This window comes from Bradyrhizobium genosp. SA-3, from assembly GCF_004212635.1.
In the GTDB taxonomy this organism is placed as follows: Bacteria; Pseudomonadota; Alphaproteobacteria; order Rhizobiales; family Xanthobacteraceae; genus Bradyrhizobium.
The window spans coordinates 54,073-72,307 of record NZ_PSRT01000026.1 but is presented as its reverse complement, the minus strand read 5'-3'; the positions used below and the strand labels follow the sequence as shown (position 1 = coordinate 72,307).

21 protein-coding genes and 1 pseudogene are annotated in these 18,235 nt (G+C 64.0%); 7 read left to right on the top strand and 15 right to left on the bottom strand.

What is annotated here, in order from left to right:
• Nucleotides 1–1,023: pseudogene (locus CWO91_RS11565) on the top strand (hypothetical protein); the annotation flags it as partial.
• 204 nt (nucleotides 1,024–1,227) lie between these two features.
• On the opposite strand, the gene CWO91_RS11560 reads toward CWO91_RS11565, so the two are convergent.
• The 3 genes from CWO91_RS11560 to CWO91_RS11550 all read right to left on the bottom strand — a co-directional run bounded on the left by CWO91_RS11560 (nucleotide 1,228) and on the right by CWO91_RS11550 (nucleotide 2,260).
• Nucleotides 1,228–1,503 (bottom strand): hypothetical protein, encoded by a 276-nt coding sequence (locus CWO91_RS11560; protein WP_245471217.1) that lies wholly within the window; start codon nucleotides 1,501–1,503, stop codon nucleotides 1,228–1,230.
• Between the two features lie 249 nt (nucleotides 1,504–1,752).
• Nucleotides 1,753–1,980 carry a hypothetical protein gene (locus tag CWO91_RS11555; protein WP_130213564.1) on the bottom strand — a complete coding sequence of 76 codons (228 nt, stop codon included), beginning with the start codon at nucleotides 1,978–1,980 and terminating at the stop codon, nucleotides 1,753–1,755.
• 31 nt (nucleotides 1,981–2,011) lie between these two features.
• Nucleotides 2,012–2,260: a hypothetical protein gene (locus CWO91_RS11550; RefSeq protein WP_130213563.1), complete on the bottom strand. Its 249-nt coding sequence runs from the start codon at nucleotides 2,258–2,260 to the stop codon at nucleotides 2,012–2,014.
• A gap of 145 nt (nucleotides 2,261–2,405) precedes the next feature.
• On the opposite strand from CWO91_RS11550, the gene CWO91_RS11545 reads away from it, so the two are divergent.
• Both CWO91_RS11545 and CWO91_RS11540 read left to right on the top strand, forming a co-directional pair.
• Nucleotides 2,406–2,831: a DUF5413 family protein gene (locus CWO91_RS11545; protein ID WP_130213562.1), complete on the top strand. Its 426-nt coding sequence runs from the start codon at nucleotides 2,406–2,408 to the stop codon at nucleotides 2,829–2,831.
• Between the two features lie 61 nt (nucleotides 2,832–2,892).
• The gene (locus CWO91_RS11540) at nucleotides 2,893–3,435 is read left to right on the top strand and encodes a DUF4112 domain-containing protein (RefSeq protein ID WP_091888320.1); all 543 of its coding nucleotides are present in this window, start codon (nucleotides 2,893–2,895) and stop codon (nucleotides 3,433–3,435) included.
• Nucleotides 3,436–3,545: 110 nt separating this feature from the next.
• On the opposite strand, the gene CWO91_RS11535 is transcribed toward CWO91_RS11540, so the two are convergent.
• From CWO91_RS11535 to msrA, 4 genes are all read right to left on the bottom strand, one after another.
• Complete coding sequence (locus CWO91_RS11535) at nucleotides 3,546–3,833, bottom strand: hypothetical protein (protein ID WP_091888322.1); 288 nt, start codon at nucleotides 3,831–3,833, stop codon at nucleotides 3,546–3,548.
• Between the two features lie 214 nt (nucleotides 3,834–4,047).
• Nucleotides 4,048–4,212 (bottom strand): DUF3309 family protein, encoded by a 165-nt coding sequence (locus CWO91_RS11530; protein WP_130213561.1) that lies wholly within the window; start codon nucleotides 4,210–4,212, stop codon nucleotides 4,048–4,050.
• Between the two features lie 107 nt (nucleotides 4,213–4,319).
• Nucleotides 4,320–4,739, bottom strand: coding sequence for a peptide-methionine (R)-S-oxide reductase MsrB (gene msrB, locus CWO91_RS11525; RefSeq protein ID WP_130213560.1), 420 nt, complete (start codon nucleotides 4,737–4,739; stop codon nucleotides 4,320–4,322).
• A 30-nt stretch (nucleotides 4,740–4,769) separates the two neighbouring features.
• Nucleotides 4,770–5,474, bottom strand: a complete 705-nt coding sequence (gene msrA, locus CWO91_RS11520) for a peptide-methionine (S)-S-oxide reductase MsrA (protein ID WP_130213559.1) — start codon at nucleotides 5,472–5,474, stop codon at nucleotides 4,770–4,772.
• Between the two features lie 246 nt (nucleotides 5,475–5,720).
• Between msrA and CWO91_RS11515 the strand changes: the two genes are divergently transcribed.
• Nucleotides 5,721–7,397, top strand: coding sequence for a caspase family protein (locus tag CWO91_RS11515; RefSeq protein ID WP_130213558.1), 1,677 nt, complete (start codon nucleotides 5,721–5,723; stop codon nucleotides 7,395–7,397).
• A gap of 251 nt (nucleotides 7,398–7,648) precedes the next feature.
• Here CWO91_RS11515 and CWO91_RS11510 read toward each other — a convergent pair whose 3' ends face one another.
• From CWO91_RS11510 to napE, 6 genes are all read right to left on the bottom strand, one after another.
• Entirely contained in the window at nucleotides 7,649–8,764 is a 1,116-nt protein-coding gene (locus tag CWO91_RS11510) for an ATP-dependent DNA helicase (protein ID WP_165405365.1), read from the bottom strand.
• An 88-nt stretch (nucleotides 8,765–8,852) separates the two neighbouring features.
• Nucleotides 8,853–9,500, bottom strand: coding sequence for a NapC/NirT family cytochrome c (locus tag CWO91_RS11505; protein WP_128943803.1), 648 nt, complete (start codon nucleotides 9,498–9,500; stop codon nucleotides 8,853–8,855).
• Nucleotides 9,497–9,967, bottom strand: a complete 471-nt coding sequence (locus CWO91_RS11500) for a nitrate reductase cytochrome c-type subunit (RefSeq protein WP_165405364.1) — start codon at nucleotides 9,965–9,967, stop codon at nucleotides 9,497–9,499. Before CWO91_RS11500 ends, CWO91_RS11505 begins: the two co-directional genes overlap by 4 nt.
• The gene (napA, locus tag CWO91_RS11495) at nucleotides 9,964–12,477 is read right to left on the bottom strand and encodes a nitrate reductase catalytic subunit NapA (RefSeq protein ID WP_130213555.1); all 2,514 of its coding nucleotides are present in this window, start codon (nucleotides 12,475–12,477) and stop codon (nucleotides 9,964–9,966) included. Before napA ends, CWO91_RS11500 begins: the two co-directional genes overlap by 4 nt.
• Nucleotides 12,478–12,494: 17 nt before the next feature.
• Nucleotides 12,495–12,839 (bottom strand): chaperone NapD, encoded by a 345-nt coding sequence (locus CWO91_RS11490; protein ID WP_130213554.1) that lies wholly within the window; start codon nucleotides 12,837–12,839, stop codon nucleotides 12,495–12,497.
• Nucleotides 12,840–12,865: 26 nt separating this feature from the next.
• Nucleotides 12,866–13,051 (bottom strand): periplasmic nitrate reductase, NapE protein, encoded by a 186-nt coding sequence (napE, locus tag CWO91_RS11485; protein WP_128936439.1) that lies wholly within the window; start codon nucleotides 13,049–13,051, stop codon nucleotides 12,866–12,868.
• Between the two features lie 262 nt (nucleotides 13,052–13,313).
• On the opposite strand from napE, the gene CWO91_RS11480 reads away from it, so the two are divergent.
• Nucleotides 13,314–14,519 (top strand): LLM class flavin-dependent oxidoreductase, encoded by a 1,206-nt coding sequence (locus CWO91_RS11480; protein WP_165405363.1) that lies wholly within the window; start codon nucleotides 13,314–13,316, stop codon nucleotides 14,517–14,519.
• A gap of 214 nt (nucleotides 14,520–14,733) precedes the next feature.
• Nucleotides 14,734–15,228 carry a septal ring lytic transglycosylase RlpA family protein gene (locus tag CWO91_RS11475; RefSeq protein ID WP_208753014.1) on the top strand — a complete coding sequence of 165 codons (495 nt, stop codon included), beginning with the start codon at nucleotides 14,734–14,736 and terminating at the stop codon, nucleotides 15,226–15,228.
• 63 nt (nucleotides 15,229–15,291) lie between these two features.
• Here the strand turns inward: CWO91_RS11475 and CWO91_RS11470 are convergent, their stop codons facing one another.
• Complete coding sequence (locus CWO91_RS11470; RefSeq protein WP_130213551.1) at nucleotides 15,292–15,771, bottom strand: DUF2269 family protein; 480 nt, start codon at nucleotides 15,769–15,771, stop codon at nucleotides 15,292–15,294.
• Entirely contained in the window at nucleotides 15,771–17,042 is a 1,272-nt protein-coding gene (locus CWO91_RS11465) for an SDR family oxidoreductase (RefSeq protein ID WP_130213550.1), read from the bottom strand. Before CWO91_RS11465 ends, CWO91_RS11470 begins: the two co-directional genes overlap by 1 nt.
• A 278-nt stretch (nucleotides 17,043–17,320) precedes the next feature.
• Here CWO91_RS11465 and CWO91_RS11460 point away from each other — a divergent pair, with 278 nt between their 5' ends.
• Nucleotides 17,321–18,103, top strand: a complete 783-nt coding sequence (locus CWO91_RS11460; RefSeq protein ID WP_130213549.1) for a helix-turn-helix transcriptional regulator — start codon at nucleotides 17,321–17,323, stop codon at nucleotides 18,101–18,103.
• Nucleotides 18,104–18,235: the final 132 nt, after the last annotated feature.

Genomic DNA, 18,235 nt, shown 5'->3' with positions numbered 1-18,235 from the left:
CGCGACATCACGGCCGATGCCAACGATCTCGGCGGCGCTGCCGCGCAGGCGAGCCGCGCCGCGCGCCGCACCTACGCCAATGTGCCCTCGCCCTCACCGGAGTTCGACCGGCTGGAGCCGAGCCTGGAAAACCGCACCGGCGAGGCGGAGGCGCCCTATTCCTACGACGAGTCGATCGAGGAGGCCGAGCGCTACACGCCGCAGTCGCCGCGTCCGCGCATCGCGGCCGAGCGCGACGCCAAGAAGCGCGTCCGCACCGGCTCCGCCTTCCCGTTCAAGAGCGCGATCGCCGTCGGCATCGTGCTGATCCTGGTCGGTGCCGGCATCCTCTGGGGCAAGCAGCTGGTCCAGATCGTCAACGGCTTTCTCAAGCCGTCCGCGACCCAGGTCGTGGAGGCGCCGAGTCCGGCCCAGCCGCAGAGCAAGCCGAAGATCCCGGATCGCGTCGGCCAGCCTTCGGCGAGCGACCAGCCGGTTGCGCCCGTGGCGCAGAAGGTCGTGCTCTATGACGAGGATCCGTCCGATCCGAAGGGCAAGCAATATGTCGGCTCGGTGGTGTGGCGGCTGGAGCCGATCAAGGCGTCTGGCAACCAGAAGGCCGACCTCGCCGTGCGCGCCGACATCGAGATCCCCGACCGCAAGTTCAAGATGACGATGTCGTTCCGCCGCAATACCGACTCCTCGCTGCCGGCGAGCCACACCGCGGAACTGACCTTCATCCTGCCGCAGGATTTTCCGGGCGGCAGCGTCTCCAACGTGCCGGGCATCCTGATGAAGTCGAACGAGCAGGCGCGCGGTACGCCGCTCGCCGGCCTCGCGGTCAAGGTCACCGACGGCTTCTTCCTGGTCGGCCTGTCCAATGTCGACGCCGACCGCTCCCGTAACGTCCAGCTCCTGAAGGAGCGCTCGTGGTTCGACGTGCCGCTGGTCTACGCCAACCAGCGCCGCGCCATCATCGCGATCGAGAAGGGCGCCCCCGGCGAGCGCGCCTTCAACGACGCGTTCGCGCAATGGGGCGATTAGGCCAAGCGGACACGACCTTCGTCGTTCCGGGGCGCGCAACTTGTCCGCCGAAGCTCGAAGAGCGAAGGCGGAAGCGCGAACCCGGAATCCATCGCGCGGCGGGTGACGTCGAGAAATGGATTCCGGGTTCGACGTTTCCGGGCCGCGCTTTGCGCGGTCCCGTCGCGTCGCCCGGAATGACATCCTGGATAGACGAAATGAGCGCTACTGCGCCGCCGCTTCCCGCTTGCGCGATGCTGCGGCGGCTGCGTGCTCGCGGTCCATGACGGCGCGGCAGGCAGGGCTGACACGCGCCTTGTTCCGCACCATGCAGGCGGTGATCCTGGGGATATCGGGAATTTCACTGGAGCACAGCCGCATCGCATCGCCCGAGCACATCTGCTGCGCTTCGGACGAGAAGGCGAGACCAGGTGATGACTGGAATGCGACGGCGGTGGTGGCGACGGCGAAGAGAGCTGCGATCGTCTGATAGCGTGTCATGCGGAATGGGTCCCCGAGTTCCGTGGGCTTGAGCCACTTGGTTTTTGGGGCGCCGCACGCGGCTTGATCTGCCGCATGTCTCAGCCTTCACGTCGGGAACTCAATCCCGCATGTGGTCGCTCGATTTCCTGATGTTCGAATCGAAAAGTGCTGCGCCGCCCGAAGCGAAGTATGCGCCATTGTCACGCGGCTGCAATGGTCAGCGCAAAGGAATTCGCAATTGTTGCGCGCGAGTCACGTCGCGCGCGATCAGATCGGCCGATCGGAGGATGCGCTCGCTTGTTCTGCATCGCTCGCACCGAGAGCGGCGTGTTCCTCCACGGCGGTGACACCCTTGGGCGTGAGCTCGAACAGATCGCCGTCCTTCATCACATAGCCATCGGCGATCAGTTCGCCGATCTTGCCGTGGCGGTCGTCGGCGAAGGCAACCGACTGGCAGATGTCCCGCAGGATCGAGAGTTGTTCGTCGCGCAGCATGGCTTCACACTCCGTTCGCGGGTTCCGGTCCTCACATGCCGTGGCTCTGAAACACCTTGCTGCAAGACTTCGACAGCTTGGCCCGGTTGGCTTGCAGGCAGCTCTGAACCGCGCTGTCATTGCCGAGGTCCTTGCGGCACAGGCGCGATGCATCCCGCGAGCAGGCCTTCTGCTCCTGCGGAGTGCCCATGTGACCTTGGCCTTGGGCAAGAGCAGGTGCGTTCGACAGACTGGTCAGGGCTGCCAGCGCGATTGTCGCCAGAACAAGTTGACGGGCCATCGGCGGCTCCAATCTGCCAGGGTTAAATTCAGGTCCTGCATGAACTCGTCGCCCTGCCACTTGTTCCCCTCAAGGAGGCCTGCGCCCCGCTATTCAAGGTTCCCGTGGCGCTGCTATAAGGCTGGCGAAGTTGAGAGGGTGCTCGATGAAACGCTATCTGGTGTTTGCGCTGGTCGGCCCGTTCGTCGGCGGGTTCCTGCTGCTGCTGACGACGACCTATCAGTCCGGCTATTGGGCCCAGACCAGCCTCGGCGAGGTCGGCAAGCTGTTCGCAGTGTTCTTCAAGTCCCTGCAATACAGCTATCTGTTCGGCCTCCTGCCCTCGGTGATGCTCGGCGCGGTCGACGACATCCTGGTTCACATCAGGCGGATTGGCCCGGGCTTGCGGATGCTGCTGGTCGGCCTGTTCGCCTTCGTCCTGGCCTCGCTGACCTACAGCTCGCGCGGGCCGGATTCGGGCGCGGTGCAGTTCATCCTGTACGGCCTCGTCGGGTTCGTGCCCGCGGTGATTTCGTCCTGGCTCGTGCATAGATATGTCGAGGAGCCGCAAGCCGTGGCGGCACCGACCTGAGCGCGCGACCTTCGGGCGCGGCGCCGCAACCTCCGCCGCGGCGGCGCGTTCTTTGGAGGCCATGACCATGTCCGACGACGATATCCTTGCTCCGCGCCGATCCCGTTCGGGAAGCGGCTCGCGGGCGACCTTTTCAGGCAAGGAGGCGCGCGGGCCGATCATCGACCAGGAGGGTCACGAGATCCGCCCCGAAACGCTGGAGCAGGGGTTTCGCGAGTTTCGCTTCGAGTTCGGGCAAGGCAATCCGTTCGGCAATCTGACGCGCGAGCAGCGGATCGCGCGGCTCGAGGCGATCGCGAAGCTGCTCGACGTCGCCTTCATCCTGCCCGGCACCAACATCCGCTACGGCATCGACGGGCTGATCGGGCTGATCCCGGTCGTCGGCGACATCATCACCACCGCCATCTCGTTGTGGCTGGTGCGCGAGGCGAGGGCGCTGGGCGCGCCCTGGTACATCACGGCGCGCATGCTCGGCAATGTCGCGGTCGACGGCGTGGTCGGCATGGTGCCGTTCGCGGGCGACGCCTTCGACGTCATGTTCCGCGCCAACATGCGCAACGTGCGTCTGCTCCGCCGCTGGCTGGAGAAGCAGCCGCGGATCTGAAGCCGCTTTCTTCGCCTCTCCCCGCAAGCGGGGCGAGGGAGAAACGCAAAAAGCGCGACGGCCCTTCGGCCATCGCGCCTTCTGCGCACATCGGAGGCTTGCGAAAAAGCTTACGCCGCGTCGGCGTCGGTGCTGGCATCAGCCTTGCGGCGACGGGGCAGCGGGAAGGCTTCGCTCTCATAGAGCGAGCGGATGCCGTTCTGGTCGAAGCGCGCTTCCTCGACCTGGAGATAGGCGCCGTTCAGCGAATCCGTCGGCAACTGCTCCATCGCGAACTGCACGGCTTCGGCCGCGGTGCCGAACCGGCGATAGGTGAAGCCCGCGCGCTTCTTCTTGCGGATCGCGGCGGGGAAAAGTTCGGCGGAGGTGTTGAAGTTGAACGGACGCAGTGGACGCATGGTCAAAGACCTCGTGATCTTCTCTGGGGCTTTAAGCGCGTGGGGTTGGGGAGGGCAGAGGCCGCAATCGAGCGGGCCCGCCGCACATGTCATTTTCGCCCCCTAATATAGGCCGTTTTGACAGAAATGCGACCCCTGCGATGGGAGAACGTGAATCCGCGCATGGCAGCCCCGCGCGCGAAATAAATCAAGCAATTTCAATGTGTTGCGTGGTTTACAATTTGCCAAGGAGCAACAGCACGATCAGCACCACGAGCACGACGCCGCCGATCCCCATGCCGGAATGGCCAAGGCCATAGCCATAACCGCCGAAGCGGCCGGACAGGCCGCCCACGAGATAGATGATCACCAGGATGATGAGGATGGTCCCGAGTGACATGGCATCCCTCCCTGGCGGCCGCCAAAATGCGCTGATCGGCCGCACCGCCAGAGGAGAAAAGCACATCAAGCCGCCGGGTTCCATGCTGGAACCCGGCGCGCGCAAGCTTATTTCGGCTCGAGCTTCAGCGCGGCGGAGTTGATGCAGTAACGCAGGCCGGTCGGCCCGGGGCCGTCGGGGAAGACATGGCCGAGATGGCCGCTGCACTTGGAGCACAGCACCTCGGTGCGGATCATGCCGTGGCTGGTGTCCCGCTCCTCGTCGATATGGCTCTCGAGCGCGGGCTGGGTGAAGCTCGGCCAGCCGCAGCCGGAATCGAACTTGGCATCGGACTCAAACAACACGTTGCCGCAGCCGGCGCAGACGTAAGTGCCGGCGCGCTCGTCGTGCTCATATTCGCCGGAGAAGGGACGCTCGGTCGCCTTCTCGCGCAGCACCGCGTACTGCATCGGCGTCAGTTCGCGCCGCCACTGCTCTTCGCTCTTGATGACTTTGTCGTCCGTTATTTTCGTCTTGGCGTCGGGCATGGGTCTCCCGTTTCTCTCGTGATCTCGCGATCAGTTGGTTGCCTTGCTGGCATTCACCAGCGTCGGCTTCTCAATGTAATTATCCGCGAACAGCTTTTTCAGGTTCTCGACCTTGGGGAGGTCGTTATAGGCGATGTAGGGCTGGTTCGGGTGCAGCGTCAGATAGTCCTGATGATAGGCCTCCGCCGGATAGAATGCCTCCAGCGCACCGACCTTGGTCACGATCGGCTTGTTGAAGACGCGGGCCGCGTTGAGCTGGGCGATATAGGCCTCCGCCACCTTCTTCTGCTCGTCGGAGGTGGTGAAGATCGCCGAGCGGTATTGCGAGCCCACGTCAGGGCCCTGGCGGTTGAGCTGGGTCGGGTCGTGCACCACCGAGAAGTAGATCTGGAGGATCTTTCCGTAGGAGATCTTCTTCGGGTCGTACTTGATCTCGACGGACTCGGCGTGGCCGGTGCGGCCGCTCGAGACAGTCTGGTAGTCGGCGGTCGCTTTGGTGCCGCCAGCATAGCCGGAGACGGCGTTGACGACGCCCGCGGTGTGCTGGAAGACGCCCTGAACGCCCCAGAAGCAGCCGCCGGCGACGACGGCGGTCTGGATGCCGCTCGCGGGCGCTGCATCCATGGCGGGGGTGGGGATCACGACCGCATCCTCCGTGGCCCGGGACGGCATTGCAAAGGCCAGCGTCAGGGCGGCGGTCGCGGCGAACAGGGACAGGGCGGCAGGTCGGCGCATGGCGATCCTCTTTCCGAAGGTCTGACAGTTTAGGGCGGCCGGCGTCGGGCGAACAGCCTGCGCGGCGGTGTTTTCGATCATCCGAGATACGGGCACGGGGGGCGATCGTTACGCCGGGACGGACACGAGTCCGTGAGAAGTGGCTTCGGACCGCGCGACTTGGCGGGATGCGGAACTCCGCGCTAGATGAACCCGCACGATCGATGATCGACCTAGAAAAATGGTGGCTGGAGCGGACCTGACAACATGCTGCGCGTCATTTCCCTGATCCTCGTCGTCCTGGCCACGGGCACGGCGCACGCCGAAGCCGGCGACGATCTCGCCATCTGCCGTGACCGCCAGGCGGAGCTTCAGGCCCGCGCGACGGCCTGCGACAATCTGCTCAATGCCGATCGTGTCGCCGGCAAGGACAAGGCGATCGCGCTGTCCGTGCGCGGCAACACGCTGATCAACAAGCGCGACTACGTCCACGCCATCGAGGTCTTGTCCACGGCCCTCGACCTCGATCCCGATTATGTCGTGGCGCTCAACCTGCGCGGCCTCGCCCATGAGCGCAGGGGCGAGGACGACCTCGCGATGGCCGACTACAATCTCGCGCTCCAGAAGCGGCCGACCTACGGTGTCCCCTACAACAACCGCGGCGTCATCCAGGCGCGCCGGGGCGCGCTGCAAAGTGCGCTCGACGATTTCAGCCTGTCGATCAAGTACACGCCCAAATTCCTGCTCGGCTGGACCAATCGCGCGCGGGTCCGCACGCTGACAAAGGATTTCGATGGCGCGATCGCCGATTTCGCGGAGGCCGAGAAGATCGATCCGGCCGCGCCGCAGATCGCGGCCAATCGCTGCATCACCTACGGCATGATGGGCAAGTACGCGCAGGCCCTTGCCGACTGCAACGGCCTGATCGAGAGGCAGCCGAAGAACGTGTTTGTGATCAACAACCGCGCCGACGTCAACATGATGAAGGGCGATCTCGACGCCGCGCTGAAGGACTACAACACGGCCATCCAGATCAATCCCAACAACGTCCGCGCCCATTCCGGCCGCGGCCAGATCTACGAGCGCCGGAAGGATCTCGCCCAGGCCCGCGCCGACTATCGCGCCGCGGCCTATTCGCTGACCAGGTTCGATGATACCGAGGTTGCGCGCGCCCGCGCTATCGCGCAGGAGCGGCTCGCCGCCCTGACGCCGCAGACGCCGGGAGGCGCGGCCATCGGGCGCCGCGTCGCGCTGGTGATCGGCAACGGCGCTTACAAGAACGTGCATGCATTGCCCAATCCGTCGCGCGACTCCAGGCTGATCGCTGGCGTGCTGCGCGATCTCGGCTTCCAGACCGTGATGTCCACGAGCGACCTCACCCGCGACAAATTCTTCCAGACGCTGCAGACCTTCGCCGAGGAAGCGGAAAAGGCCGATTGGGCCGTGGTCTACTATGCCGGCCACGGTTTCGAGATCGGCGACGTGAACTATCTGGTTCCGGTCGACGCAAAGCTCACCGCGGACAAGGACGCCGAGACCGAAGCGGTCGCGCTGGAGCAGGTGATCGCCGCCGTCGGCGCCGCGCGGAAAGTGCGTCTCGTGGTCCTGGATGCCTGCCGCGACAATCCGTTCGCGCCGACCATGCAGCGCACGCTGGCGCTGAAGCTCGTCGACAGGGGCTTCTCCAACATCGAGCCCGGCGCCGGCTTCATGGTGGTCTACGCCGCCAAGCACGGCGAGACCGCGATGGACGGCGACGGCAGCGCCAACAGCCCGTTCGCCACCGCGCTCGCCCGCGAGATCAAGCAGCCGCGCGTCGAGATCAGGAAATTGTTCGACATCATCCGCGACGACGTCTGGGCCGCTACCCGGCACGAGCAGCAACCGTTCACCTACGGCTCGCCGCCCGGGCGCGAGGATTTTTATTTTGTTGCGGGGAAGTAGCCGCGTGTGGGACGCGACGGCGGCGCCTCCATTCTCGCCGTCGTCCCGGCCTAGTGCGCAATTGCGCACGGGGGGCCGGGACCCATAGCCACAGGGAGCAGTTTGGCGAATACTCGCAATGATCAAATCTTCCGCGGTACTTGCACCGGCGCATTCGGATAAATCACGCGGTATGGGTCCCGGCCTCCGCCGGGACGACGAGCGGAGTTTGACGCGGCGACCTCGCCGCAAACTCCCACCCTACGGCAGCGTCACACCACGATGCTCAGCCGCTTCGCCGCCCGCGTGATCCCCGTATACAGCCACCGCGCCCTCGAGTCCTGAAACGCAAAGCTCTCGTCGAACAGCACGACGTCGTCCCATTGCGAGCCCTGCGACTTGTGCACGGTGAGCACGTAGCCGTAGTCGAACTCGTCATAGGGCTTGCGCTGCTCCCAGGCGATCTGCTCGATGCCGCCCTCGAAACAATCGGCACGCACCGAGACCTTCGTCACCTTGTGGCCCAAATCCTCATCCGGCGACAGCCGCATGCTGAGGATGCGCGATTTCGAGCGCGAGGTGTTGCGCGACTTCACGCGCCACAGGCCGCCGTTGAAGAGGCCCTTCTTGCGGTTGTTGCGCAGGCACACCAGCTTGTCGCCGGCGACCGGGAATTGATCCTCGATGTTCTGGCGCTGGCGCACCCGCATGTTGTAGGCGCGTCGGGTGTTGTTGCGCCCGACCAGGACCTGGTCGGCGCCCATGACGCGATCCGGGTCGAGCTCCTTGCGCGACACCACCTCGCTCTCGCCATAGCGCCCGATGTCGAGCTCGCGGCCCTCGCGCACGTCCATCGACATCCGCACGATCGGATCGTCCTGGGCCTGGCGGTGCACCTCGGTCAGCATCGCATCCGGCTCGGAATTGGTGAAGAAGCCGCCGCCCTGGATCGGCGGCAGCTGCGCGGGGTCCCCTAACACCAGCAGCGGACAGTCGAACGACATCAGGTCTCGCCCCAATTCGGCGTCGACCATGGAGCATTCGTCGATCACGATCAGCTTGGCCTTGGACGCCGGCGCGTCGTCCCATAGCTCGAAGCTCGGCTGCTCCTCGCCGGATTCCCGGGCGCGATAGATCAGGGAATGGATGGTGGAGGCATCGTCGCAACCCTTGTTGCGCATGACCAGCGCCGCCTTGCCGGTGAAGGCGGCGAACTTCACCTCGCCATCGACGCCCTCGGCGATGTGCCGCGCCAGCGTGGTCTTGCCCGTGCCGGCAAAGCCGAACAGGCGGAACACCGGCGGCGTGCCGCCCCGGCCGGGCTTTGCTTTCAGCCAATCGCCAACGGCCTTGAGCGCGGCGTCCTGATGCGGGGTGAATGTCGCCATGTCTGTCTTGAAGAAGGGCGAAATCGACCGATTCGCCATCCCCCAAAACTAACCATTCGCAGCGCCCGTTCAAGCCGGGCCGACCACCCTATTGCCAGCCGGGAACGCCGCGCATGTCGGGCAATTGATGGGCGATGCCCTTGTGGCAGTCGATGCAGGTCTTTTCCTTGGTGAACAGGAAGCGCTGGTGCGCCACCGAGGCCCGCGGCGATTGCTTGGTAATGTCCATCGAATCGGCGCTGTGGCAGTTGCGGCATTCCAGCGAATCGTTGGCCTTGAAACGCGCCCATTCATGCGCCGCGAGTTCGAGCCGGTGGTCGAGGAATTTCTCTCTTGTGTCGATCGTGCCAAAGATCTTGCCCCAGACCTCCTTGGAGGCCTGCATCTTGCGCGCGATCTTGTCGGTCCAGTTGTGCGGCACGTGGCAGTCCGGGCAGGTGGCACGCACGCCGGAGCGGTTGCTGAAATGGATGGTCGATTTCAGCTCGGCAAAAACGTTGTCCTTCATCTCGTGGCAGCCGGTGCAGAACTTCTCGGTGTTGGTGATTTCCAGCGCGGTGTTGAAGCCGCCCCAGAAGATCACGCCGGCCGCAAAGCCCGCCAGCACCAGCACGCCGAGCCCGAACACCGAGCTCGGCCGGATCAGCACCTGCCAGAGTTCGAGCGCAAAATCCCAGCTGCGCGCGAGAAAGCCGCGCCTGGCCTTGCGCTTGGATTCATCAGCTGTCGTGGTCATCGGCGCCCACCGGGGCTGGCGCGCGACAGCAGCGTGTCGATGTCGGTGAAATCGTTGCTGACGGGCGGATTGGCGGTATTCTGCGGCACGTGGCATTCCGTGCAGAAGAAGCGCCGCGGTGAGACCGAGCCCAGCAACTGGCCGTCACGGTCCATGAAGTGCGTGATCGAGACCATCGGCGCCTGCGATTCCGCGGTGCGCGCCCGCGCGTGGCAGGACAGGCACTTGTTGCCGTTGAGATCGACCTGGTAGCCATCGATCGTGTGCGGGATCACCGGCGGCTGCTCGGGATAATTGCGCACCTCCTTTTCGGAAGTATTGCGGTTCGGCAGCATCGGCGGTGCCGGGCCCTCGTCGTTGAGCGGGGTCGGGCCGCGCAGGCCCGATGTCACCGTCTGCGCGGTCAGCGAGCTCGCGCTAGCTGCGATCGCGAGGGCGAGCAGGACGATTGCGGATCGTTTCATCATGACATGCTCACCCGCTCGATGCGCACGGCGCATTTCTTGAAGTCGGTTTGCAGCGAGATCGGATCGGTGGCGTCCAGCGTCACCTTGTTGATCAGCTTGGATTCGTCGAACCACGGCACGAACACGAGGCCGCGCGGCGGCCGGTCGCGGCCACGCGTCTCGACGCGGGCGCGGATGAAGCCGCGGCGGGAGACGACCTTCACCTCGTCCCCGCGGCGGAGCTTCGCCTCCTGCGCGTCGTCCGGATGCATGAAGCAGACGGCTTCGGGGAACGCCTTGTAGAGCTCGGGCACGCGGCGCGTCATGGTGCCGGAATGCCAGTGCTCCAGCACGCGGCCGGTCGACAGCCAGAACGGATACTCGTTGTCGGGCGATTCCGCCGGCGGCTCGTAGGGCAGCGCGAAGATTCGGGCCTTGCCGTCGGGATAGCCGTAGAACTGCACATCAGTGCCCTGCTTGACGTAGGGGTCGCTGCCCTCGCGGAAGCGCCACTTCGTCTCCTGGCCGTTGACGACGGGCCAGCGCAGCCCGCGCTCACGGTGATAGGCCTCGAACGGCGCGAGGTCGTGGCCATGGCCGCGGCCGAAGGTGGCGTACTCCTCGAACAGGCCCTTGTGGACGTAGAAGCCGAACACCTTGGACTCGTCGTTGAGATAGCCGGGCTCGATGTCGGAGACCGGAAATTTGTCGACCTCGCCGTTTCGGTAGAGCACGTCGAACAGCGTCTTGCCGCGAACGTCCGGCTTCTTGGCAATCAGCTCCTCGGGCCAGACCTCCTCGATCTTGAACCGCTTTGAAAATTCCATCAGCTGCCAGAGATCGGATTTCGCCTCGCCGGGCGCGGAGACGAGCTGATGCCAGAACTGCGTGCGCCGCTCGGCATTGCCATAGGCGCCTTCTTTCTCCACCCACATCGCGGTCGGCAGGATCAAATCGGCGGCAAGCGCGGTCACCGAGGGATAGGCGTCCGAGACCACGATGAAATTGTCGGGGTTGCGGAAGCCGGGATAGGTCTCCTCGTTGGCGTTGGGGCCGGCCTGCAGGTTGTTGTTGACCTGCACCCAATAGGCGTTGATCAGGCCGTCCTTCAGCATCCGGCTTTGCAGCACGGCGTGCGCGCCGTTCTTGTCGGGAATCGTGCCCTCGGGCAGCTGCCAGATGTGCTCGGCGTGATCGCGGTGCGCCTTGTTGGTCACAACCATGTCGGCCGGCAGGCGGTGCGAGAAGGTGCCGACCTCGCGCGCGGTGCCGCAGGCCGACGGCTGACCGGTCAGCGAGAACGGGCTGTTGCCGGGCGCGGAGATCTTTCCGGTCAGAAGATGGATGTTGTAGACGAGGTTGTTGCACCAGACGCCGCGGGTGTGCTGGTTGAAGCCCATGGTCCAGAACGAGACCACTTTTGTCTTTGGATCGGCGTAGAGCTCGGCGAGCGCCTCGAGGCGGTTCAGCGGCACGCCGGACATCTGCGCCGCCTTCTCCAGCGTATATTCCGAGACGAACTTGACGAACTCGTCATAGCTCATGTCGGTGGCATCGTTGGGTTTCGCCGCGCCGGTCGCCTTCTTCTGCAACGGATGCTCGGGCCGCAATCCATAACCAATGTCGGTCTGGCCGCGCTTGAACACGGTATGTGCGGCAACAAAATCCTTGTTGACGCGGCCGGTCTTGATGATGTGGTTGGCGATGGCGTTGAGGATGTAGAGGTCGGTCTGCGGCTTGAACACCATGCCGATATCGGCGAGGTCAAACGAGCGGTGCTCGAAGGTCGAGAGCACGGCGACGCGGACATGCGGCGCAGAGAGACGGCGGTCGGCCAGACGCGTCCACAGGATCGGGTGCATCTCCGCCATGTTGGAGCCCCACAGCACGAAGGCATCGGTCGCCTCGATGTCGTCATAGCAGCCGGGCGGCTCGTCGATGCCGAAGGTGCGCATCATGCCGGCCACCGCGGAGGCCATGCAGTGACGCGCATTGGGATCGATGTTGTTGGTGCGGAAGCCGGCCTTGAACAGCTTTGAGGCAGCATAACCTTCCCAGATCGTCCACTGGCCGGAGCCGAACATGGCGACGCCATTCGGCCCGCGCTTCCTAATCGCCTCCTTCCACTTCAGCTCCATGATGTCGAAGGCTTCGGCCCAGGTAACAGGTGTGAACTCGCCGTTCTTGTCGTATTTGCCAGCCGTCTTTCGCAGCATCGGTTGCGTCAGGCGGTCATGGCCGTACATGATCTTGGAGAGGAAGTAGCCCTTGACGCAGTTGAGGCCGCGATTGACCTCGGCCTTGATGTCGCCATGGGTGGCGACGACGCGGTTGTCCTTGGTCGCGACCATCACCGAGCAGCCGGTGCCGCAGAAGCGGCAGGCGGCCTTGTCCCACTTCATTTCGCTGTTGTTGCGCTCGGTGACGAGATTGGCGGCGAGCGCCGGAGCCGGCAGCCCGGCGGCAGCCGCCGCGATGGCGGCCGCTTCCAACTTCAGCATCTGGCGGCGGTCGAGCTTGGGCGATGTCATAATGGCTCTCCCGGCCTTTAGGCGGTTTCGATGGCGTGAAAGACCAGCGCCGCGGAATAAACGTTTGGCAGCGACTGGATGGTGTTGAGCAGGGTGCCGAGGCTGCCGGCATCAGGCGCTTCGGTCACGACGACGAGTTTGCCGCGCGCGTCGCGACCGTGGATCTCGCAGCCGGCCAATCCAGTGATTTCGGCTTCGACCTCGGCGAGCCGCTCGGGCCGCGCCTGCACCAGGATGCTGGCGATCTCGCATCCCGGCGGCGGGATGATGCGGTCATTGCTGAGCACCCGGCCGGTGATCAAGGCGCGGCGGTTGAGTGTGCCTCTGTTGACTGAGGCTTTGTTGAGTGAGGCTTGGGCCATGATGCCTGCCTTTCGCTTCTTAGGGATCAATGCGGGGAGGGTGGCGGGCCGGGAGGGCCGGCGAACATCTGGTAGATCCAGACGCCGAGGCCGTAAGAGCCGACCGTCCCGACCGCGAGGACGGGCATCACGACTGCGGTCAGGAACAGGAAGGCGAAGATCTCCATGCGCTTACGGCGCACGCGGTCTGTCGTGTCGTCAGGGGCCGACATATTCGGACTCTCTGATAGTGATATGGGAATCGAGACGGCATCCGGGCCGTTACCTGCCGCCACCTTAGGAGGATGAGGTCCAGTTACCTTGATTTGGATCAACGGCTCAGGGCGAGGGCGCGTCGCACATAGCAAGCGTTAGCGTTGGGTTGATCCCGCGCCATGCCGAGCGATGCCCGTATGACGGAATTGCGAGTCGGTGGACAGCGCCACCTCGCGCATTAAGATGCGCTTAACAAGAACAATGCGGGAGAGCGACGCCATGAAGTTCGGCATCTTCTACGAGCTGCAACTGCCACGGCCTTGGGTGGTCGGTGACGAACTCAGGCTCTACCAGAACGCGCTCTCGCAGATGGAGCTTGCCGATAGGCTCGGCTACGACCATGCCTGGGTGGTCGAGCATCATTTCCTCGAAGAATATTCGCACTCGCCCTCGCCGGAATCCTTCCTGGCGGCGGCGAGCCAGCGCACCAAGAACATCCGGCTCGGCCACGGCATCCTCCAGCTCACGACAAATCACCCGGCCCGCGTCGCCGAACGTGTCGCGGTGCTCGATCTGCTCAGTAACGGCCGCTGCGAATTCGGCATGGGCGAGAGCGCGTCGATCACGGAGCTCACCCCGTTCGGCCGCGACATGGACACCAAGAAGGAGGTGTTCGAGGAAGCTGTCGCCGCGATCTTCCCGATGTTCAAGGACGCGGGAAGCGAGCATCACGGCAAGTACTTCGACATCCCGTTGCGCAATGTCGTGCCCAAGCCCGTGCAGAAGCCGCACCCGCCGCTATGGATGGCCTGCTCGCAGCTGCCGACCATCGAGCGCGCCGGCCGCCATGGCTTTGGCGCGCTCGGCTTTCAGTTCGTCAGCGCCGATGCCGCGCATGCCTGGGTGCACGCCTATTACAACGCCATGACCAAGCGGCTCACCAAGCTCGCCGATTACGAGATCAATCCGAACATGGCGCTGGTCTCGTTCTTCATGTGCGCGAAGACCGACGAAGAGGCGCGTGCCCGCGCCGACGGCGCCACCTTCTTCCAGTTCGCGCTGCGCTTCTACGGCGCCTCGCAGAACCGCCAACGGCCTGCGCCCGGCACCGTCAACATGTGGGACGAGTACAACAAGTGGAAGCGCGATAATCCGCAAGCCCAGGAGGCGGCCTTGCGCGGCGGCCTGATCGGCTCGCCCGAGACCATCCGCAGGAAGCTGAAGCGATTCCAGTCTTCGCATATCGACCAGGTCATCCTGCTCAACCAGGCCGGCAAGAACAGCCACGAGCACATCTGCGAATCGCTGGAGCTGTTCAGCCGCGAGGTGATGCCGGAGTTCCAGAACGATCCGGCCCAGGCGGCGTGGAAACAGGGTGTGATGAGCGGCGAGATCGAGCTGGAAGAGATCGACACCCAGGCTTTTACGGATCGCTACGGCAAGCTCGCGATCAACGTCGCCCCGGTGAAGGCGGCCGCGGAATAGGCCGTTCGTTAAGTCATGTTGCTGACGCAATCTCTGTCTTAGTCGGTGACAACTCAAAACACTGCGTGGGAACCGCCCTGGTTCACACAACGGTTCCATAGCCAAGGGGTTGGCGCGAATCCGCAAAATATCGGCGCAAGTTTCGTGAACGCTTCCGCGTTCGCTTGCGCCTGTTTGCGGTGCCGGGAACCGGACGACGAAAATCACAGGAGTTATGATGCTGTTCCGCTCGAGCGCCGCAATTTGCGGCGCCCTGCTTGCGCTTGCCGTTTCTGTTACCGTTGCTCGAAGTGAAACGCGTGGGGTTCACTCAAGCACCGTCATCGATACCGTCTCTGGGAATGCCGTCGTTGGCGCTGCATCCATGTACAATCCATTCAAGCCCGGCAAGGAGGAGGGCGGTCCGCGCACAGCATCCGGCGAGCGTTATGATCCCTCTGCCTGGACGGCTGCCATCAAGACAAGCTTGCGCCGGAAATTTGGTGGGGTCCAATTTGGTGTGAGGCCGAAATATGCTCTCGTCGAGGCCGCAGGCAAGAAGGTCATCGTCAAGATCAATGACGTCGGACCACTCAGGCCCGGCCGCATCATTGACTTCAACGAGCGCACGATGCGCCATTTCGATCCAAGCCTGGAGCGCGGAGTCATTAAGGACGTGAGGGTCAGCCCGCTTTCGGGGGACGATTGGACACTGGGACCGGTGGGCTGAACAACCCACGTGGAAGAGGCGGTGCACGTCCCGGACAGCGAGGCTCTGAAGAGGCGCGCCAATTCAGTCCCAGTATGGAATAGCTGGGCGAGCTATCATCAGCCAGAAGATAGCCAGCACCGCTGCGAACGCCGAAAATCCGAAGGCGAACCACCACCGGAAGAGACGGTCATACTCGGCGGGCAGCTTGGCGTCGGTCTCGACCGCACGGACGGCAAGATCGCGCATTCGCATCTGCATCCACACCACCGGCAGCCAGAAGGCGCCGGTCACCACATAGAGTGCGATGGATGCCGCAATCCAGCCATCGCCAAGGGAATACCCGCTCGACCAGGCGAGCCATGTGCCGGTGATCGGCTGCAGGATCACGGCACTCGCTGTGAACAGGAAGTCGGCCAGCACGGCCGTCCGCGCGACCCCCGCGATCTCGCGCGGGTCACCGCGCAGATGCGCCACCAGCATGAAGAAGGCGATGCCGGCACCGGTGCCCAGCAGGACTGCAGCACCGATGATGTGCACCATCTTCACAAGGAAATAGAGCATCAGCGATCCTCTCGGATCGCCATGGCGACCAGATTGAGCATCAGCACCGGCCAGATCTTCAGCATCGGACCAAGCGGATCGGCCCACAGCCGCGGCACCAGTGTCGTACCGATCACGACATAGGTGAGCGAGATGATCAGTGCTGCCCACAGCCCATAGCGGCTCAAAGGTCGCCAAAGAATCGCAAGGCCAATGACGATGTCGGCGAGCGCGCCGGCGATGACGGTGAGAGCCGCGAATTGTTCTTGCAGCCTGCCTTCCCGGACCAACGACATTCCAATTTCCCAGCCCGGGCCGAGCGAGATGATGCCTGTGGCGATCCAGAAAAGGCCGAAGACGCCGAATATCAGCGGCTTGAGCACATAGAGCCGTGCAAACCAGCGTTCTTGCACCGAGGCGGGCTCGCGTGCGAGCGCGACTTCGAGATCGCGCGGCCTCATGCCGGTAACCTGACGCCAGAGCTCGGGATCACCGGTCGCGCCGCGCCGCATCTCGCCCTGTGCCGTCGCGTTGACCGGCGTTGCCCAGCCCAGCATCTGCGCAACGTCACCGGCGCGGTAGGCTGCCGAAGCCGCCCAGGAAGGCAGGTGCAGGCGGTAAGCCGGCCTCCAGCGCAGCCAAGAGCGAAACAGCGCGACCGCGTCGCTGAAGGCCATCCGCCGCGGACCGGCCAGATCAAGCGCGAGGCGGGAAGGTGCGTCAGGTTGCAGGAAGAACACAACCGTGTCGACGACGTCGTCGAGATGCACCGGTTGGATCGCTGCCGTGTCCGGCATGACCGGTAGAACCGATAGTGACGCCAGCCCTCGCAACAGCGCGCTGCCGCCATAGGCGGGCCGTCCCACCACGACCGAAGGCCGCAGCACGACCCAATCGAGGTCCCGCGCCATCAAGGCGGCTTCGCCGTCCCGCTTGGTGCGAGAAAAATCGGTCCGGGCATCGCGATTGCTGCCTATGGCCGAGAACAGGATGACACGGCGGACGCCCGCGCTTTCACAGGCGGCATAAAGCGCCGCACTGCCGGCGACATGAACGCCTTGCATGTCCTGCCCCTGCAGGGCACCCGCCGCGTTGATGACGGCATCGACGCCTGCAAGAAGGCTCTTCCATGTCGAAGCATCGGTGGTCCGAGCAACATCGAGGATGATGTGGCGCGTATCGGGTGCCGCCGCATGACGCGACACCAACACGCATTCATGCCCTTCGGCGGATAGCCTGGCGTGGATTGCCGATCCAATAAGGCCCGTACCCCCAACGAGAAGGATGCGCATTACCGGGTCCTTCGGTTGGCGGCCCAGATACCGCAAACCGCTTCAAACTCTGATGATGCTGACGAATAAAGCGGGGCTGATGCGATCGTTCCTCGCGGCGGAACTGCTGAGTTCGCTGCAACCAGCGCCTAGATTACCGGCCGTTACCGCTTACGCTTCCGCGCCCATCGTGGACACTATATCGGCCTTGGCCCTCGGCAGGTTTTGACCTCGTTGCAGCCTTTCGACCTGTCGCGGTTGCTGGTAAAATCGGCACAAAGCGCTAGGGAGAGAGAACGATGCGGTCTCAGGCGGTGCCTGCACATCCAGCGGCTGGCGATGTCACGTCGGCGGTGCTCGCCATCGGCCGAGCCGATTTCCCGAACGTCCTGATCGATACGCTGCGGCGGCAGGCCGATGTCGGCCATTGCATGGTGTTCGCGCTGAGCCGCGACGGCGCTGCGCGCTGCCTGCTCGATGCCGGCAACATCCCGATCGGCGGTGATCTCAGTGCCGCCTATGCCGGACATTTCCACGAATCCGATCCCAACCGCGATGCGCTGTTCGAAGGCGAGGGCGGTGCGCCGATCATGCTGCCGGCGTTTGCGCCGCGCATGTATGGGGCGCGTTACCGGAAAATCTTCTTCCAGGATTCCGGCATCGTCGACAAATGCGCGACCGCGATCTGGGTCGATGACACCTGCTTCTACGTCAATTTCTACCGCATCGCCGCGCAAGGCCGATTCAGCGCCGCGCAGCGCGAGCGGCTTTGGGCGATTGCACCGGCGATCGGCGCGAGCGTCGCGCGTCATTTTCAGCAGACCGCAACGCCCGATCAGTCTTTAGCTGCCTTGTTCGCGACGAGCGCGCCGCTTGCCGGGCTCACCCCGCGAGAGCAGGAGGTCTGCCGGCACATCCTCGCAGGCTACAGCTCCGAGGCGATCTCGAAAGGACTCGGCATCAGCCTGCATTCGACCCTGACCTATCGCAAGCGCGCCTATGAGCGGCTCGGCATCTCCTCGCAGAATGAATTGTTCGGAATTGTGCTGCGCCTGCTCGCGGGGCCTCATGGCCTGAACTGAGGGGACTCTAAGTCCGCGATATCTATTTTCAAAGCGGATATGCCGAATTTCAAAGCGGATACGCCGAACAAGAACTCGGCGTTAACCACCGCTAACGGTTCCAGTCTGAGCGACATCGCTTCGAAGTTTCTT

Bases quoted from the DNA above. Each gene is read 5' to 3' on its own strand.
- CWO91_RS11560 (WP_245471217.1), bottom strand. From the start codon at position 1,503: ATGACACGCTATCAGACGATCGCAGCTCTCTTCGCCGTCGCCACCACC.
- CWO91_RS11555 (WP_130213564.1), bottom strand. From the start codon at position 1,980: ATGCTGCGCGACGAACAACTCTCGATCCTGCGGGACATCTGCCAGTCG.
- CWO91_RS11550 (WP_130213563.1), bottom strand. From the start codon at position 2,260: ATGGCCCGTCAACTTGTTCTGGCGACAATCGCGCTGGCAGCCCTGACC.
- CWO91_RS11545 (WP_130213562.1), top strand. From the start codon at position 2,406: ATGAAACGCTATCTGGTGTTTGCGCTGGTCGGCCCGTTCGTCGGCGGG.
- CWO91_RS11540 (WP_091888320.1), top strand. From the start codon at position 2,893: ATGACCATGTCCGACGACGATATCCTTGCTCCGCGCCGATCCCGTTCG.
- CWO91_RS11535 (WP_091888322.1), bottom strand. From the start codon at position 3,833: ATGCGTCCACTGCGTCCGTTCAACTTCAACACCTCCGCCGAACTTTTC.
- CWO91_RS11530 (WP_130213561.1), bottom strand. From the start codon at position 4,212: ATGTCACTCGGGACCATCCTCATCATCCTGGTGATCATCTATCTCGTG.
- msrB (WP_130213560.1), bottom strand. From the start codon at position 4,739: ATGCCCGACGCCAAGACGAAAATAACGGACGACAAAGTCATCAAGAGC.
- msrA (WP_130213559.1), bottom strand. From the start codon at position 5,474: ATGCGCCGACCTGCCGCCCTGTCCCTGTTCGCCGCGACCGCCGCCCTG.
- CWO91_RS11515 (WP_130213558.1), top strand. From the start codon at position 5,721: ATGCTGCGCGTCATTTCCCTGATCCTCGTCGTCCTGGCCACGGGCACG.
- CWO91_RS11510 (WP_165405365.1), bottom strand. From the start codon at position 8,764: ATGGCGACATTCACCCCGCATCAGGACGCCGCGCTCAAGGCCGTTGGC.
- CWO91_RS11505 (WP_128943803.1), bottom strand. From the start codon at position 9,500: ATGACCACGACAGCTGATGAATCCAAGCGCAAGGCCAGGCGCGGCTTT.
- CWO91_RS11500 (WP_165405364.1), bottom strand. From the start codon at position 9,967: ATGATGAAACGATCCGCAATCGTCCTGCTCGCCCTCGCGATCGCAGCT.
- napA (WP_130213555.1), bottom strand. From the start codon at position 12,477: ATGACATCGCCCAAGCTCGACCGCCGCCAGATGCTGAAGTTGGAAGCG.
- CWO91_RS11490 (WP_130213554.1), bottom strand. From the start codon at position 12,839: ATGGCCCAAGCCTCACTCAACAAAGCCTCAGTCAACAGAGGCACACTC.
- napE (WP_128936439.1), bottom strand. From the start codon at position 13,051: ATGTCGGCCCCTGACGACACGACAGACCGCGTGCGCCGTAAGCGCATG.
- CWO91_RS11480 (WP_165405363.1), top strand. From the start codon at position 13,314: ATGAAGTTCGGCATCTTCTACGAGCTGCAACTGCCACGGCCTTGGGTG.
- CWO91_RS11475 (WP_208753014.1), top strand. From the start codon at position 14,734: ATGATGCTGTTCCGCTCGAGCGCCGCAATTTGCGGCGCCCTGCTTGCG.
- CWO91_RS11470 (WP_130213551.1), bottom strand. From the start codon at position 15,771: ATGCTCTATTTCCTTGTGAAGATGGTGCACATCATCGGTGCTGCAGTC.
- CWO91_RS11465 (WP_130213550.1), bottom strand. From the start codon at position 17,042: ATGCGCATCCTTCTCGTTGGGGGTACGGGCCTTATTGGATCGGCAATC.
- CWO91_RS11460 (WP_130213549.1), top strand. From the start codon at position 17,321: ATGCGGTCTCAGGCGGTGCCTGCACATCCAGCGGCTGGCGATGTCACG.